Genomic DNA, 16,420 nt, shown 5'->3' with positions numbered 1-16,420 from the left:
TGCGGTGTGGGGCGGGTGCTGCTGAGGATCAGCGGGCGGATCAGACAGTTACTGGAACTCGCTCCACGGTATCAACGGACTTGCGGACGGCCCAGCGCTTGAGGGCGATCACGACGAGCGCGGTGACCACCATACCGGCCAGGATAGAGACGATGAACATCACCACGTTGCCGATGGCGAAGAACACGAAGATTCCACCGTGCGGTGCCTGAGACGTAACTCCGAATGCCATGGAGAACGCCCCTGTGACTGCGCCGCCGACCATGCTGGCGGGAATGACGCGGAGCGGATCGGCTGCGGCGAACGGAATGGCACCTTCCGAGATGAAGGAGGCTCCCAGCAGCCAGGCTGCCTTGCCGTTTTCGCGCTCAGCCAAGCTGAAGAGCTTCTTGTCCAGGACGGTGGCCAGGGCCATCGCCAGCGGCGGCACCATGCCAGCAGCCATCACGGTGGCCATGATCTGCCAAGGTGCCTGGTTCGTGGCGCTGCCTGCGCTCAAGCCAGCAACCGCGAAGGCGTAGGCGACCTTGTTGACCGGTCCGCCGAGGTCGAAGCACATCATAAGGCCGAGGATGATTCCGAGGACCACGGCCGAGGCGCCGGTCATGCCGGAGAGCCAGCCGTTCAGGGCAGCGGTGAGGCCTGCGATCGGGCCTCCGAGAACCATAAACATCAGGCCCGAGGCGGCAATGGATGCCAGCAGCGGAATGATGACGACGGGCATCAGTCCGCGCAGCCAGCGCGGTACGGCCCAGCTGCCGATCACGTGGGCGATGTAGCCGGCGAGCAGGCCGCCGACGATACCGCCGAGGAAGCCGGCACCCATGAAGCCTGCCACGGCACCGGAAACGAAGCCTGGCGCAATGCCGGGCCTGTCCGCTATGGCGTAGGCGATGTACCCTCCCAAGGCCGGGACCAGGAAGCCCATGGACAGGGCGCCGATCTTGAACATCACGGCTCCCAGGTAGATGGCAAGGCCGCCCTCGGGAAGGTTGCCGAAGTTGTTCTCGACAACTACCTTGTCAGCGACTCCGGTGATGTCGTATCCGCCCAGCAGGAAGCCCAAGGCGATCAGCAGACCGCCGCCGGCAACGAACGGAATCATGTAGCTGACGCCGGTGAGCAGCGCCCTCTTCAGCTTCTGGCCGATGTGCTCGCCCTTTTCGGCGGCTTCCTGCTCGGCCTGCTCTTCGGCGCCGAAGTGCGGCACACGGCGGGCGTTGGGGTTGTCCGCGGCGTCCAGCGCTTCCTGCACCATCTTGGCGGGCTCGTCGATCCCGCGCTTGACTGGGGCGTTGATGACGGGCTTGCCGGCAAACCGCTCCTTGCCGCGCACGTCAACGTCCACGGCGAAGATCACGGCGTCGGCCGCGGCGATGACGGCCGGGTCCAGCGGCTTGGCGCCCGAGGAACCCTGGGTTTCCACCTGCAGGTCAACGCCCACTTCCTGGGCTGCTGCCACGAGGGAGTCGGCCGCCATGTAGGTGTGTGCGATGCCGGTGGGGCAGGCCGTGACGGCCACGAGCCGCTTCGGGCCGCTCTTTGCGGTAGCGCCGCCGGTAGCCCCCGGCATCCCGGCTGCTGATGCTCCTTCGCCGCTGGCCACCGGCTCGCCGGATGGCGTGGCGGCTGCGTGTGCAGCCGGCTTGTCAGCCAGCGCGCCTTCGACGAGTTCAACGATTTCCGCCTCGCTGGATGCGGAGCGCAGCGCCCCGGTGAAGTCCTTCTTGATCAGGGAGCGGGCGAGCTTGGACAGGAGCGTGAGGTGCTCCTGGTCCGCTCCCGCGGGCGCTGCGATGAAGAAAATGAGGTCGGCGGGGCCGTCCTTCGCTCCGAAGTCGACCTTCTGCGAGAGCCGCGCCATGGCGAGCGTCGGCTCAATCACTGCAGTCGAGCGGCAGTGCGGGATCGCAATGCCGCCGGGAACGCCGGTGGCGGTCTTCTGCTCGCGGGCGAAGGCATCGGTGAAGAGGCCTTCTACTTCGCTTGCGCGGCCAACGGCGGCAACCCGGCCTGCAAGATGCCGGATCACGTCCTCGGGCGAATTGCCCAGGTTCTGGTCGAGCTCGACCAGGTCGGTAGTGATGAGCTGAGTCACTGTCAATCCTTCCGGAGAGCCGTGATGGTTACGGCGTCGGGGGTGGTTTGGTGGACTGCCGGAACAGTGGAGCCCGGCAGGGAAGCGGCTGCGGCGCCATGCGCCACAGCTTGTCGGAGGCAGTCAGCCGGGGCGGCGCCCTGGCCTGCGGCGAGCAGATAGCCAGCCAGCGACGAGTCGCCCGCGCCGACCGTGCTGACCGCGGTGACCGGCGGATGCGTGGCGAGCCACGCGCCGTCGGCCGTCACAAGGACAGCGCCCTTTGATCCGAGCGTTGCCAACACGGCCCCCACACCGGAACGCACGACGGCGGCGGCGGCCGCCGCAGCAGCCTCCGGATCCGCTTCGAGTTCCTCAGCCGTGCTCACCGAGGCGAAGCCTGCTGCGGCCGCGAGTTCCGCAAGCTCCTCGGCGTTGGGTTTGAGCAGATCCGGTTTCCCGGAGACTGCCCCTGATGCACCGTCCGCGATGGAGGCTGCGAGCGGTGCCCCGGAGGAATCGACGGCGATCTGCGGGACGCTGTTTCCAGGGCCTGCGGAACGGAGCCTCCGAGTGATGGTGGCGTAGAAATCGGAGGGAACGCCTGGTGGGAGCGATCCGGCGAGGACAACCCAAGTGGCACCCTTGGCGCGTTCGAGAAGCAGCCGGATGAGCGCCTCCTGTGCGTCCTCGTCGAGCACCGGGCCGGGCTCGTTGATCTTGGTGGTGACACCGCCGGGCTCGGTGAGCGCCACGTTGGTCCGCAGCGGCTCGTGAATGGCCATGGCTGCGAAAGGGACCCCCGCCTCCTGCAGGCCGGAGATGACGGGATCGGAGTCGCCGCCGGGGAGCACAGCGATGGTCTCAAGCCCGGAAGCCACCAGCGCCCGGGACACGTTGACTCCCTTGCCGCCAGATTCCTGACTGACGGAGACGGCGCGCTGTACCTCGCCGCGTTCGAGCGGGCCGGATAGAGCCACCGTGCGGTCCAGGCTGGGGTTTGCCGTGAGGGTGACAATCATGCGACCACCACCTCAACGCCGGCTTCTGCAAGGGCCGCGGTTAGTTCCGGGCTGGGTTGGCGGTCTGTGATCACGGTGTCCAGATCTTTCAACGAGGCGAACTGGACAAGCGTTTCCGCGTCCAGCTTGGACGAATCGGCCAGCACCACAATGCGGCGGGCCGAATGGACGAAGGCAGCCTTGACAGCGGCTTCTTCAGGATCGGGTGTGCTGAGGCCAAAGCTTGCGTGGATACCGTTGGTCCCCACGAATGCGATATCAGGGCGGAGCTTGTATGCAGCGTCCACGGTTACCTGGCCGACGGCTGCCTGGGTGAGTCCGCGGACCCGGCCGCCGAGGATCTGCAGTGCGATGCCCGGCGTGCTGGCCAGTTTGGCGGCGATGGGAACGGCGTGCGTGATGACCACCAGCTCCTGGTTCTTTTCAGCTCCCTTGGCTGTTGTTCCCGCGCTGCGGCGGGCCAGGAGGTCCGCAAGGACCTCCGTGGTGGAGCCTGCGTCCAGGACGATGCTGCTCGAGGGGCCCTGCGGCAGGAAGGCAAGGGCGGCGTCCGCGATCCGGAGCTTCTGCGCCTGCCGCTGGATGGTCCGTTCCAGGATGCTTTCTTCCGTAGTGCTGAAGCGGTCGGCGGAGACGGCGCCGCCGTGGACCCGGCGGACGGTGCCGGCCAGTTCAAGGGCGGCGAGATCGCGGCGGACGGTTTCGGTGGTGATGCGGAAGCGTTCTGCAAGGTCAGTGACGCTGGCGCGGCCGCTGGCTGCCACGAGCCCTGCGATCTGCTGCTGGCGCTCCTCGGCGAACACATACCCTCCATTGCGTAAGTACTGCTTCACGTAAGTCCTGCAAAATCACCCGGTCACTACAGGATCGACGGCCAAGTTCCCGGGAATGGGTTCCCAGTGACTGCCATCACATAATCTGTAATTACCTGACTTTATCTTCGTTCTTGTTGCTTTGTCAATGAAAAACAACATGAAACCAAAATGCCGGGCCGGACCCGGAGGTCTGGCCCGGCAAACCGGCATTCGATCTGGAACTTCACGGCCGCCCGCTCCGCGGGATGGAGGTACTGGGGAAGGTGTTAGACCGTGCCGTCCTGGCTTTCGTTGCGGGTGATGCGTTCGCCGGTGTTGGGGTCCACCACCGAGCGGGTCTCGCTGGTGCGGCGGGTCCTGCCCGGGGATGCCAGGACCAGGGATGCGATCAGTCCGATGAGGCCAACAACCATCAGGATGTAGCCGATCAGAGTCTGGTCGACGTTGGGAATGAGGCCGGGGGTGACGGCCCAAGCGAGGATGGCACCCAAGGCGATAAGGAAGATGGCGGAACCGATTCTCATGACGTGCTCCTTGCATTGGCGGGCTTCTCGCAACTTGGTAAGCATGGCCTGCAATGCACCACTTACTAAGCATGCTGTTAATCGTCAGGCTACATCGCGGAAAACACTCTTTCAATCAAACGCGCAGGTCAGGCCCAAGATCAGTTGGCTGGACTGGCTAGGCTGGTCCGATGGAAACAGTCGTCTGGTCGCGGCCGGAAAAGGAGCGTGCCGGCACGCCATTACTGGTGATGATGCACGGCTATGGCACCGACGAGTCACGGATGGTGAACCTGTTCGACTACCTTCCGCCGGAATTTACCTGCGCGGCACTGCGCGCCCCGATGCCAATTGCCAGCGGCTACGGCTGGTTCCTCCTCGACTACTTCCTCACCAACGACTTTGCCGACGTTATTGGAGCCGCCAACTCGGTCTTTTCGTGGATCGACTCGGTCAAGGGCGGGCACAGCAGCGTGAGCCTGCTGGGGTACTCGCAGGGGATGGCGATGGCCAGCACGCTGCTGCGGCTGCGGCCCCGGGACTTTCCTGCCGTCGTCGGGCTTTCCGGTTTTGTCCTGGACAATGACCTCCTGGCCTTGAGTGAATCCTTTGACGCACCGCCGCCGTTTTTCTGGGGGCGGGACAAGGCGGACATGGTCATCAATGACGAAGCCATCGCCTATACGGCGGAGTGGCTGAACGCCCATACCCAACTGACGGCGCGGACCTATCCCGGAATGGGCCATGCCATGTCCAAGACGGAGATGGTGGACGTCAGCGCGTTCCTGCGCCACTACGTCCTGTCACCGGCCCCGCGGCCGTAAAGCTTCAGCCGGTTTTAAACACCGGTTTTAAAAACAGTTGCCGGGCAAATTTGTGAGCGCTTACACTCATCATCGGCCACGACCACTGTCTTGGCCTGAGCGTCGAAAGGGCTGGGCCGCGCATGCAAGCTGCAGGAACAGGCCGCAGGGACCGGGCGGTGAACCGCGGTGCGTTTGCCCTGATCGGGCAACGGCCTCATCATGGTAGTAGACGTTTCTCAGAGCGCCTGCGCATGTACCCACCTGAACGCGCCCTCCGGGTGCCCCCTCAGTCGAGGCACTGCGCCGTACGACGCTCCACCCGCGGTCGCCGACGCCGCACCTCCTCCCCGCATGGTCCCCAACCACTGCTGTCCGTCACCCGAAAGGACACTGCATCAGGCATGACTGATCTTCTGAACACCAGCCCCGGCAATACCCCGAGCAGCTGGGCGGACGCGTCCGCCATTCTCTTCGACCTCGACGGCGTGCTCACACCTACGGCAGTGGTCCACGAGCGGGCGTGGCAGGAACTCTTTGACGGCTACCTTGAGTCCGTTCCCGGGAAGGCCGGCTACCGCGAGAGCGACTACTTCGACCACATTGACGGCAAGCCCCGGTTCGACGGCGTGCGTGATTTCCTGACCTCGCGCGGCATCGAGCTCGCCGAGGGTCCCACGGATGACCACCCGGACAACGAGACCGTCCAGGGGCTGGGAAACCGGAAGAACAAGATCTTCAACGACATCGTCAGCGCCGGCGTTGAACCCTACGAGGGATCGGTGCGCTTCCTGGAAGCCGCGCTGGCCCGCGGACTGAAGGTCGCCGTCGTCTCCTCCTCCCGCAACGCACCTTCGGTGCTGCGTGCCGCGGGACTGGACGTCCACTTCCCTGTGGTGGTGGACGGCGTCGTGGCAGCGGCCGAAGGCCTGCCGGGCAAGCCCAGCCCGGCAACCTACGACTATGCGGCGAGGCTCCTGGAGCTGCCCAGCGAAGAGTGCGTGGTGGTCGAGGACGCCGTGTCAGGCGTGCAGGCCGGCAGCGCGGGAAGCTTCCACTCCGTCATCGGTGTGGACCGCGGCGCCGGGCGCCAGACGCTGATGGATGCGGGCGCCACGCTCGTGGTCAACGACCTCGGCGAACTCCTCTAGCCCCGCTTCACCCGGTAGCCCCCTTCCCGCTACCCCCTTCCCGCTACCCGCTTCACCCGGTAGCCCCCCACTTCCCCGCGCAGCCCCGCCAGGTCCCCAACCCCGGCGGACCCTCCAACCGCCTAAGGAACGCCACTCATGGCACTCATTACCGCTGACCGAGCCCGCTTCCCCAACGATCCCTGGAAGCTCGTGGAAACCAGCCATGCCCCCGGCGATGCCGGAACGCTGGAAACGCTCTTTGCCCTTGGCAACGGCCACCTCGGCATCAGGGGTGCCCATTGGACGGCGGCTGATGCCGAACTTCCGGGCAGCTTCATCAATGGGTTCCACGAAATCTGGGACATCAAGCACGCCGAAAACGCCTTCGGCTTCGCGCGCACCGGGCAGCGGATCCTCTACATCCCCGATGCCAACAACTTCACGGTGATCGTCGACGGCGAGACGCTCAGCCTCGCTGAATCCACCGTGCTGGAATACCGCCGCGCCGTTGACTTCGCAACCGGAATTTACGAGTGCCGCGTGGTGTGGCAGTGCCGTTCGGGCGCGACCGTCACCACGGTGGAACGCCGCGCTGTGGGCTTTGAGTCGCGCGGCTGCCTCGGCATCTCCCTGGAGCTCTCCGCGGACCGGGAAGTCTCCGCCGACGTCACATCATCCGTGGTCAACCGGCAGGACCAGCCGGTGGATGACCACTCCGCGCACGATCCGCGCCGGGCAGGCCGGCACGCCGGGCGCGTCCTGCTGCCCGTGAGGCTGGACGGCGGCGACGGCTCGCTCCGCCTCTCCTGGGAGGCCGCGGAGTCGAAGCAGCGTGTAGGAATCGCCGTCGACCATTGGACTTCGGCGGGTCACCAGCCGTTCGACACCCTGGTGGACCAGGACAACAGCAGCGTCCGGTATGTGCTGGCTGTTGGAGCCGATGAACCCTTCCGGCTCGAAAAGAGCGTCAGCTATGCGGTGGCCGGCGGCACCCGCGAGGGCCTGCCGGGCACGGCGGATGCCGAGGCCGGACAGGATCCGGCCAACGTGGCTGAAGCCGGCCTGAAGTCAGTGGGTGAGGTCTTCGCGGAGAGCGAGGCCCACTACCGCGACTACTGGTCCACCACCGACATCAAGGTGGGTGGCCAGCCTGAGCTGCAGCAGGCCATCCGCTGGAACCTTTTCCAGCTCGCCCAGGCCACGGCCCGCGCGGGCGTAGCCGGCATTCCGGCCAAGGGGGTCAGCGGCTCAGGTTACGAGGGGCACTACTTTTGGGATCAGGAGGTATACCTCCTCCCGTACCTGTCATACTCAAACCCCGACGGCGCCCGCCAGGTTCTGGAGTTCCGTCACGAAATGCTGCCGGAGGCCAAGATCCGGGCTAAGGAGCTCAGCGTGGACGGGGCGCTGTTCCCGTGGCGCACGATCAACGGCTTGGAGGCCAGCGCGTACTATGCTGCCGGCACGGCGCAGTTCCATATCGCCGCGGCCATCGCCTTTGCCGCCAACCGGTACGTGTGGGCCAGCGGCGACGCCGAGTTCCGCAGCGGAATGGGGGCGGACCTGCTGATCGAAACCGCGCGCATGTGGGCGTCGCTGGGCTTCTTCGGCAAGGACGGCCAGTTCCACATCCACGGCGTGACCGGCCCGGACGAGTACACAGCTGTGGTGAACGACAATCTTTACACCAACGTCATGGCACGGTTTAACCTTCGCGCCGCCGCGGCGCTGGACCACCCGGAAATAGATGAAGCCGAGCGGCAGCTCTGGGAGGCCGCCGCTGCCCGGATGCAGCTGCCGTTCGACGAGCGCTTCCAGGTGTACTCCCAGGACAACGACTTCATGACCCTGGAGGCGTGGGACTGGACGACGCCCCGCTCCAAGTACCCGCTGCTGCTGCACTTCCACCCGCTCGTGATCTACCGGCACCAAGTGCTCAAGCAGGCGGACACGGTGCTTGCCATGTTCCTGCAGTGGCAGGACTTCACTGCCGAGGAGAAGCGCCGCGCCTTTGATTTCTACGACCCCATCACCACCGGTGACTCCACGCTCTCCGCGTGCGTCCAGGGCATCATGGCTGCTGAAGTGGGCTACCGCAAAGCGGCCCTGGAGCACTTCACCAATGCCGTGTTCATCGACCTGGATGACTCGCACGGCAACACCATCGACGGCGTGCACATTGCCTCGACAGGCGGCGTGTGGAGCTCCCTGGTATGCGGCTTCGCCGGCCTCCGGGATCAGGGAGCGGTCCCGTACTTCGACCCGCGGCTCCCCGAGGAATGGGACAGCCTCTCCTTCCACCTGAAGGTCCAGGGAAGGCTGCTTCTGGTGGACCTTGACCACGCCGGCATCGCCCTGCGCGTGCTGGAAGGGGAACCGCTGGACGTCGACGTGCGGGGGGCGGTGCACACTGTCGGCGCCGATTCCGTCCGCGTGGACCTCGCTCCGGTGGAAGTCCCGGAACCATCGGTGTTCCCGAGCGGTCCTCCCACGGCAAGCATTCCCGTGGTCCGCACACGCGCCTGACGCATGTGCGCTGGCGCACCTGATGAGCAGTTGGCCGGTGGCCCGTCTGTTAATTGCTGACTTCGGCGTCCACGGAAAAATCATGCCGCCGATCCAGCGGGTGGGCTATCTCGTCCGTGGGCATCTTGGCGGCAAGCATAGCCACGACGGCCATCACGGGGCACACGCCTCCGGCAAAGAGGAAGATGGCCCAGATCGGAAACACTTCCGCAGCAGGACCCGCCAGTGCCATGGAAACAGGCATCAGGGCAAGGGAGACAAAGAAATCGAGGCTTGAGACCCTGCCTAGCAAGTATGCCGGCACCCGCCGCTGAAGCAAGGTTCCCCAGATCACCATGCCCACGCTGCCGGTGGCGCCGAAGATAAACACCGCCGACGCCAGCAGCCAGAAGCTGTCAATCATTCCCACTGCCGCCAGCGGCAGGGTGCCGGTGCCCCAGGAAACCATCATTACCGTCAGGTACCGCCGGGGCAGCCGGAAGGAGGCGGTAATGAGGGAGGCGAGGGCGCTGCCCAGTCCCATGACAGCCAACAGGAAGCCAAACATCCTGGAGTCGCCGTGCAGCTGGTCGCGGACAACGAACGGTAGCAGAACTTCGATGGGGCCGATCAGGAAAAGCACGGAAATGCACGCCCACAGGAGAGTCCAGAGCAGCCAGGGTGTCTGCAGCGTGTAGCTGATGCCTTCACGGAGATCCCGGAAAAACGAAGCCCTTCCGGGTTCTTCTCCGGCCGCCGCTTGTCCGGGGGCAGCCTCCTCCCCGTTGCCGGGAGCGTCGAGCGCATGCTGGCCGAGGAAATTCAGAATGACGAAGGCCAGCAGGTGGCAGGCGGCCACCCCAGTGACGGCATGCGACGGCGACAGCGCGGCAACGATGATGCCGGCCGCTGCGGGACCCGCCGCCTGCTGCAGCATGGGACGCATGGTCCCTTCCATGCCGTTAGCCGCGAGCAGGTCACCGGGCGGCAAGATGCGCGGCAGGATCGCTGAGTACGCCGGGTAGAAAAACGCCGCGCCTACGCCCAAGACGAAGGCGCCAGCCGCAACGTGCCACAGCTGCAGCCAACCCGTCAGGGCCAGACCGCTGATGCTGGCGATCACTCCCAGATTGGCGCCTTCCACCCCGATGATCAGCAGCCGCTGCGGAAACCGGTCGGCGGCGATTCCGCCGGCCAGGACGAACGCGACCAGCCCCACACTTCCCGCCGCGGCCACCAGGGACAGCTCAAGAGGGCCGCCACCGAGATGGATGACCTGGTACACCATGGCCACGGCCCACATTCCGGAGCCGAAAATGGATACCGCCAGGGCGGAGATCAGCACACGGTACTCACGGTGGGCGAAGGGGCGGAGGGCTCGGGGGAGGGACACGGAGCAAGTTTAGGCCGAGCCTGTCTGCAGGGGAACGCCCCCTCCGGGTTAGGCTCGGGGCATGGGGAACACAACCGCGGGATCGTGGCGGCGCGGCGTGGCGCTGATTGGGGCCAATTACGGGCTTGCACTGCATCCCGTGGACCGGAACGGCGTTCACGTTCCCGGTGAGCCCGCGAGCTGTTTCGCTTCCTTCTGGACGGCCGAGTGGTCCAAGTGGGGATCCGGGGCGGCGTTGCTCGTGGCAACGCTCCAAGGATGGCGCAGTTATGGCTCGAACGAGTTTTTTGCCGCAACTCTGGCCACTGAACTTGCCCGGTACCTCCCCGAGGCCGCGCGCTTTCCGCTTAATGCCATCAGCCACACCCAGGATGATTTCACCGTGCAACTGGACCTTGAGCGCGGGTTCAGCGCGACGGGGAGCCGGGCGGCGCTCGAAATCTCCGGCGTCCTGGACCGGCGGCAGTTCTCGGCCCCCGACGTCCAGCTTGGACCGGCCGGTGCGTCGATGACTCATGTCTACCTCCCGTGTGGAGAAGGCAGGCTATCGGAGTTCGGCGTTGAGTGGCCGGGGGCCCCCACGGTCTATCCCGGGCCGCGCGGGCCGTCGTCGTCCGCCTACCTGGCTGTCGCCGAATCCTGGGTGGTCTAGCGGCGGGCCCTGGCTGCGGGGGCCGCCCTCTTTGCGGCCAGGGCGTCCCTCTGGCTGCTGTGCCCAGGGTCCGGCTGCAGGATCAGGGCGTGGCCTAGTGTTAAGGCAAGATGACAGCAACCGGCTGTCGGCTGTTCCGAAGTAGAGGTGAAGATGGCCAAGCGACGCAACCCGGCGATGAAGATCGCGCAGGAAACAGCCCACAATGCGGTGTTCGACGCCCACGGCAATCCCAAGCCCGGCGTCCACAATCTGTTGCTGCGGGCAGTAGAGATCCAGCGGCCGCTGGTTCTGGCCAACATCCGAAGGCTGCAGCGTCGTTATCCCAATGCTTCCGCCGCGCAGCTTGCGGAGAGGCTGGAACGCGACTACCTCTCGGCGGTTACGGGCGGCGGTGCACTGGTGGGCGCCACGGCCGTGGTCCCGGGTGTCGGAACCATTGCCTCACTGGGCCTCTCCGCCGCGGCCACCGTGGCGTTCCTCGAAGCGACCGCGCTCTATGCGACGTCGCTGGCCGAGCTCCACGGGATCAGGATGACCGACCCGGACAAGGCAAGCACCATGGTCATGGCCGTGATGCTGGGCGAAGAAGGGACCTCCCTGCTCGGCTCGCTCAGCGGCCAGGCGCTCGGCAAGGGAAAGGGCGCCACCCAGGCCTGGGGAAACGTCCTGGCGCGGAGGATGCCTTCAGGTTTCGGTTCCGTTCGGCAGCGCGTCCAGAGAGTCTTCCTGCGGAGCCTGCTGAAGCGCCAGGGAACAGCGCTGTTCGGCCGGGCGCTGCCGTTTGGAATCGGCGCGGTAGTGGGCGGCGCGGGCAACCTCATGATGGGACGGGCCGTCGTGACGAACGCCAAGGCGGCATTCGGCCCGATGCCGGACACCATTCCAGGGGAATTAAACGCAGCAGCGGCGACATCGCCGGACGAAACAGAGCGGCTGAACCAGCCGCTGGAAGGCGGCAATGGTGGATCTCAACGCTGATCTCGGCGAATCCTTCGGTTCGTGGACCATGGGCGACGACGCCGCCATGTTCCAGCTCGTCACGAGTGCGAATGTGGCCTGCGGCTTTCATGCCGGGGATCCCGTCACCATGCTGGACAGCTGCCGCGCAGCCTTCGAACTGGACGTGACGGTGGGCGCCCATGTGGGCTACCGGGACCTCGCGGGCTTTGGGCGGCGGTCCCTGGACATGACATTCGACGAACTGTTCGGCGATGTCCTGTACCAGTTGGGAGCGCTGGATGGAGTGGCCCATGCGGTGGGAGCCTCGGTGGACTACGTCAAACCGCACGGCGCCCTGTATAACAGGACGTTCCGTGATGCCGAGCAGGCGGCGGCCGTCGTCGCCGCCATCCAGGCCTACGATCCTGGCCTGCCAGTGCTCGGCCTGCCGGGCTCCGAGCTTCTGAAGCACGCCGAGGAAGCGGGCCATCCCGTGTTCCGCGAGGCGTTTGTTGACCGCGCCTACCTGCCGGACGGCACCCTGGTGCCGCGCTCGCAGGAAGGCGCGGTACTGCACGATGTCGGTCCGATCGTCGAGCGGGCCGTCCGGCTCGCGCTGAAGGGCGAGGTAGTGGCGGTGGACGGCACGGTGGTGCGGGTTGACCCGGATTCGCTGTGCATCCACGGCGATACGCCCGGCGCCGTGGGCATGGCCGCAGCCGTCCGCGCAGGCCTGCAAGAAGCCGGTGTGGAGCTTGAGCCCTTCGCCTGAGAGGTTCACGGTGCTGCCGTACGGGGACGCCGCCTTCCTTGTGGAGCTGCCGGATCTTGCGGCCGTCATCGCGTATTACCGCGGTATCCTCGGGCCCGGGGCCTCCGGGTCCCCGCAGCCCTTTCCCGCAGGGATCGTCGACGTCGTGCCGGCCGCCCGGACCGTGCTGGTGACCTTCGAACCGGAGGTTATGCCGCCGTCGGACGTCCTGGCCTGGCTGTCGGCAGTGACTCCGGATGCAAGCCCCGCGACGTCCGGGTGTGAGGTGGAGATCGACGTGGCCTACGGCGGCGCCGATCTGGCCGCGACTGCCCGCCTCCTCGGCATCAGCGAGGCCGACGTCGTCAGATGCCACAGCGGCTCGCGCTGGACGGCCGCGTTCGCGGGCTTCGCGCCGGGGTTCGTATACCTGGCGACGGACCACGACCGTCTGCACGTGCCCCGCCGTGCCACGCCGCGCACTGCTGTGCCGGCCGGGTCAGTGGGGCTCGCCGGTGAATTCAGCGGCATCTATCCCCGCTCTTCGCCGGGTGGATGGCAGCTCATCGGAACCACGGCGGCGGTTCTCTGGGATTCGGCGCGGCCGGAACCGGCCCTGATCCGCCCCGGAGACACCGTCCGGTTCAGGGAGGCATGATGGGGATTGTGGTGATGAACCCCGGTCCGCTGACACTCGTCGAGGATCTGGGCAGGCGGGGATCGGCGGCACTGGGCCTCAGCCCCTCCGGTGCACTGGACCGGGGTGCACTGGTGCTCGCCAACGCGCTGCTCGGAAATGCGCATGGTGCACCTGGACTGGAAGTGCTGCTGGGCGGACTCCGGCTGAGGTTCGTGACGGGAACCAGCGTGGCCGTCACGGGCGCCGAGGGCAGTGTCACCGTCAACGGCAGCGACATTGCACTAAACCAGGCCGTCCGGGTGCCGCCCGGAGGGGTAATGGCTTTTGCGCCCCCTGCCTTCGGAATCCGCTACTACCTTGGCGTTTCCGGCGGCATCGCTGCCCCTGCGTTGCTGGGATCGTGCAGCGCGGATCTGCTGTCCGGCGAAGGCCCGCCGCCGTTGAAAGCCGGGGACACCCTGGCTGTCGCCCGGAACTTCCGGCCGGTCCCGGGACTCGGAGACCCGGCGGCGGCGCCGGGGTTTCCAGCCTTGTCGGCTGACCCCCGGGTTTTCCGCCGTGCGCCGGACCCTGACCGGCCCCTCACCGTGCGCGTGGACCGTGGACCCAGGGCTGACTGGTTCGACGCCGAATCCCTCCGCCGGCTGACCGGGCAGCTCTGGGCTGTGTCGCCGGAGTCCAACCGAATCGGTGCCCGGCTGCTGGGCAGGCCGCTCAACCAGCGCCGAACGGACGAACTACCCAGCGAAGGTGCCGTGCACGGCGCACTGCAGGTGCCGCCGTCGGGCCTTCCGACGGTGTTCCTGGCAGACCATCCGGTGACCGGAGGCTATCCCGTGATTGCCGTGGTGAGGCGGGCGGACCTGGACCTGCTGGGCCAGGCCAGGCCCGCCCAGCAGATCCGTTTCCTCGGCTCTATCGAGGCTTGATCCCGGGCTGAAGCCGCTGCTCCAGCAGCCGTGCCGTCTCCGGTGTAGCGGTTGGATGCGGGAGAGCTTGGCGGGATACTGAGCTGAGTGCGCCCGGCTTGGACGGCGTGAAGAGCCAGCTGGTGAAGAACCCGGCCAGGTCCTGGCCCGAGAGCCGTTCGGCGAGTTTGATGAAGTCCGCGGTGGAAACGTTGCCGCCGGCCGAGGACTCCGTCCACTCCTCCAGGATGTCGAAGAAGACCTCGTCACCCACCATGGTGCGCAGGGCGTGCAGCGTCATGGCGCCCCGCACGTACACCGCTATGTCAAACAGGGCTGCAGCGCCGGGATCGCCGATCGTGACCGTCCAGAAGGGGGCCTCGGCAGGGACCACGGTGGCGTAGAAGTCGAAGATCTGCTGCGGCGTTTCCCTTCCCTCGTGCTCACTCCACAACCACTCGGCATAGGTGGCGAAGCCCTCGTTCAGCCAGATGTCGCGCCAGGACTCCACAGCAAGGTTGTTGCCCACCCACTGGTGAGCCAGTTCGTGGACCACCACCGAGTCGCCTCCTTGCTGGTTCATGAAGAAGTATTTGGAGTAAATGGGCCGTGTCTGGTTCTCGAGCGCAAAGCCCAGGTCGAGGTCATCCACAATGCCGCCGGCCGCCTTGAAGGGATATCGGCCGAAGTACCCGGAGAGGAAGTCGATGATTTCGGGCTGCCTCGTGAAGGACGCCTGCACGCGGGCGCCCAGGGCCGGAGGGCGGTCCGCCCCCGCGGTCCACCCGGCCTTGTTTGGCGGGCTTCCTTCGGGTGGTCCCGAAGCAGCCCAGCCATCCATGGTGTTCCCGTCATCCTCAAAGGATGTGGTGCCGTCCCCGGTCGAGACTGTGATGTCGTCAACGAACACGCCGTCAAAAGACAGCACGTTGTCACTCATATAGGTGATGGATATTTCCACTTTCTTCCCGGCGAAACGGCTGAGATTGACGCCCCAGGATTCCCAGCCGGTGCTTGGACCTGTGGCGGCCCACCACTGTCCCGTGCTGCCGGTTGACTTGCACGTCCCGTCGCCCTTGTCGGTCAGATAATGCGTCAGGAAGGGGTGCAAAGCCAGCCGGGCGGGGCAGGCGATCCCCGGATTTCCGCTGGTGTGGCCGGTGTCGTCCTTCAGTGTGGTCCAGTTGTCCGAGCCCGCGGAGCGTGCTTCCACGAACGTGAAGTCAAACTGGCTTTCGATGTTGCGTTGGAGCCAGAAGGAGAGGGCGGCTCCGGCCTTTGGGACGCTGACGGTTCTGGTGAGGCGGGTGTAGAAGTTCTCGCCGCTGTGGGACCAGGCGAAGTTCTTGCCTGTTTTTGCCTCCACGATAGGCGTGAAGAGGTCGGGATCGATGGCGTCAACATACCTGATGCGGTCCTTTGTGTATTCGCTGAGCTTGAACTGACCCACGCTGGCGGTCGCCAGGTATGTTGCCATCGGTTCCTCCGCCCGCCACGTCCACGTGGCCTTGCCGTCCGCTGAGTTATGGTCGGCCAGCACTCCGTTGGCAACCACCTCCAGGCCCTCAGGGACAGTGATTCGGAAGGTGAACGCCGCCTTGTCCAGGGGATGGTCGTTGGCCGGGAACCATGTGGCCGCCACGTGCGGCTGCCCGATCACCAGCGAGCCGTCGTCCGTGTGGAAGAACCCCGAGGGACCGAATTGGTCGTTCAAAAGCCGTGGCACGCCGTCGTACGTCACTTTCAATTCGAAGTCGGTCCCGTTTCTGATGCCGTCCGCAGATGTTACCGTGAGCTCGCTCCCGCTCCGGGTGTACATTGCTGCCCTGCCGTCGACGGTGATGGACCGTACGTTGAGTCCGTCCAGGTCCAGGTTTAAGGACGAAAGATTTTGCGTTGCGCGGGCCCGGACAGTGGCAGTGCCGGCAAGGACATCGGTCGCCGGGTCATAGCTGAGGTCAAGAAGGTAGCGCGAGACATCGTAGCCGCCGTTGCCGTCCAGCGGATAGTACGGATCGCCCATTCCAGGGGCCCCGGGCTGGAAGTTGCCGACAGGCTTGACGGAGGGGACGACGCCGGCCGCTGTCGCCGGCACGGCCAGGGCCGTGGCCAAAATCAGGCAGGAAAGCAAGAGGCCAGCCCTTCGGGAGGGCCGGCCAAGGCGGGCACGCTGGTCCGCCGCTGATGTGTTGGGCAAGGGTTTCATGGCTCCTCGTTCGGAACTCCACGGAAGGATTCTGCGCCGGGTCCTTGCTTGCGCGGTGACGAGGCGTGAT

Annotated in this window: 14 protein-coding genes; 8 read left to right on the top strand and 6 right to left on the bottom strand. The window is 66.0% G+C overall.

The window, feature by feature from the left end:
• Nucleotides 1-40: 40 nt before the first annotated feature.
• The 4 genes from J7E80_RS04750 to J7E80_RS04735 all read right to left on the bottom strand — a co-directional run bounded on the left by J7E80_RS04750 (nt 41) and on the right by J7E80_RS04735 (nt 4,438).
• Nucleotides 41-2,098, bottom strand: coding sequence for a fructose-specific PTS transporter subunit EIIC (locus tag J7E80_RS04750; RefSeq protein ID WP_215050327.1), 2,058 nt, complete (start codon nt 2,096-2,098; stop codon nt 41-43).
• A 2-nt stretch (nt 2,099-2,100) separates the two neighbouring features.
• Nucleotides 2,101-3,099 carry a 1-phosphofructokinase family hexose kinase gene (locus tag J7E80_RS04745; RefSeq protein WP_215050326.1) on the bottom strand — a complete coding sequence of 333 codons (999 nt, stop codon included), beginning with the start codon at nt 3,097-3,099 and terminating at the stop codon, nt 2,101-2,103.
• Nucleotides 3,096-3,902 carry a DeoR/GlpR family DNA-binding transcription regulator gene (locus J7E80_RS04740; protein WP_215050368.1) on the bottom strand — a complete coding sequence of 269 codons (807 nt, stop codon included), beginning with the start codon at nt 3,900-3,902 and terminating at the stop codon, nt 3,096-3,098. The genes J7E80_RS04745 and J7E80_RS04740 overlap by 4 nt, the downstream gene beginning before the upstream one ends.
• A 278-nt stretch (nt 3,903-4,180) precedes the next feature.
• Nucleotides 4,181-4,438 (bottom strand): DUF6458 family protein, encoded by a 258-nt coding sequence (locus J7E80_RS04735; RefSeq protein ID WP_215050325.1) that lies wholly within the window; start codon nt 4,436-4,438, stop codon nt 4,181-4,183.
• 170 nt (nt 4,439-4,608) lie between these two features.
• Between J7E80_RS04735 and J7E80_RS04730 the strand changes: the two genes are divergently transcribed.
• From J7E80_RS04730 to J7E80_RS04720, 3 genes are all read left to right on the top strand, one after another.
• Complete coding sequence (locus tag J7E80_RS04730) at nt 4,609-5,241, top strand: alpha/beta hydrolase (RefSeq protein WP_215050324.1); 633 nt, start codon at nt 4,609-4,611, stop codon at nt 5,239-5,241.
• A 383-nt stretch (nt 5,242-5,624) separates the two neighbouring features.
• Nucleotides 5,625-6,371: an HAD family phosphatase gene (locus J7E80_RS04725; protein WP_215050323.1), complete on the top strand. Its 747-nt coding sequence runs from the start codon at nt 5,625-5,627 to the stop codon at nt 6,369-6,371.
• 138 nt (nt 6,372-6,509) lie between these two features.
• A complete protein-coding gene (locus J7E80_RS04720; protein WP_215050322.1) occupies nt 6,510-8,879 on the top strand; it encodes a glycoside hydrolase family 65 protein in 2,370 nt (789 codons plus the stop codon).
• A 49-nt stretch (nt 8,880-8,928) separates the two neighbouring features.
• Here the strand turns inward: J7E80_RS04720 and J7E80_RS04715 are convergent, their stop codons facing one another.
• Nucleotides 8,929-10,251: an MFS transporter gene (locus J7E80_RS04715; protein ID WP_215050321.1), complete on the bottom strand. Its 1,323-nt coding sequence runs from the start codon at nt 10,249-10,251 to the stop codon at nt 8,929-8,931.
• A gap of 61 nt (nt 10,252-10,312) precedes the next feature.
• Between J7E80_RS04715 and J7E80_RS04710 the strand changes: the two genes are divergently transcribed.
• From J7E80_RS04710 to J7E80_RS04690, 5 genes are all read left to right on the top strand, one after another.
• Nucleotides 10,313-10,903: a hypothetical protein gene (locus J7E80_RS04710; protein WP_215050320.1), complete on the top strand. Its 591-nt coding sequence runs from the start codon at nt 10,313-10,315 to the stop codon at nt 10,901-10,903.
• 153 nt (nt 10,904-11,056) lie between these two features.
• Nucleotides 11,057-11,884, top strand: coding sequence for a hypothetical protein (locus J7E80_RS04705; protein ID WP_215050319.1), 828 nt, complete (start codon nt 11,057-11,059; stop codon nt 11,882-11,884).
• Nucleotides 11,868-12,617, top strand: coding sequence for a LamB/YcsF family protein (locus J7E80_RS04700; RefSeq protein WP_215050366.1), 750 nt, complete (start codon nt 11,868-11,870; stop codon nt 12,615-12,617). Before J7E80_RS04705 ends, J7E80_RS04700 begins: the two co-directional genes overlap by 17 nt.
• On the top strand, nt 12,592-13,254 hold the full coding sequence (locus J7E80_RS04695; RefSeq protein WP_215050318.1) for an allophanate hydrolase subunit 1: 663 nt from the start codon (nt 12,592-12,594) through the stop codon (nt 13,252-13,254). The genes J7E80_RS04700 and J7E80_RS04695 overlap by 26 nt, the downstream gene beginning before the upstream one ends.
• Entirely contained in the window at nt 13,251-14,165 is a 915-nt protein-coding gene (locus J7E80_RS04690; protein WP_251036447.1) for a biotin-dependent carboxyltransferase family protein, read from the top strand. The genes J7E80_RS04695 and J7E80_RS04690 overlap by 4 nt, the downstream gene beginning before the upstream one ends.
• On the opposite strand, the gene J7E80_RS04685 is transcribed toward J7E80_RS04690, so the two are convergent.
• Entirely contained in the window at nt 14,152-16,350 is a 2,199-nt protein-coding gene (locus tag J7E80_RS04685; RefSeq protein ID WP_215050317.1) for a M1 family metallopeptidase, read from the bottom strand. The two genes, J7E80_RS04690 and J7E80_RS04685, sit on opposite strands and share 14 nt — an antisense overlap.
• Nucleotides 16,351-16,420 lie beyond the last annotated feature (70 nt).

Source organism: Arthrobacter sp. ISL-28, from assembly GCF_018613875.1.
Lineage (GTDB): Bacteria > Actinomycetota > Actinomycetes > Actinomycetales > Micrococcaceae > Arthrobacter.
Note: the sequence above shows the minus strand (reverse complement) of the source record. Positions and strands in the feature narration are given on the sequence as shown.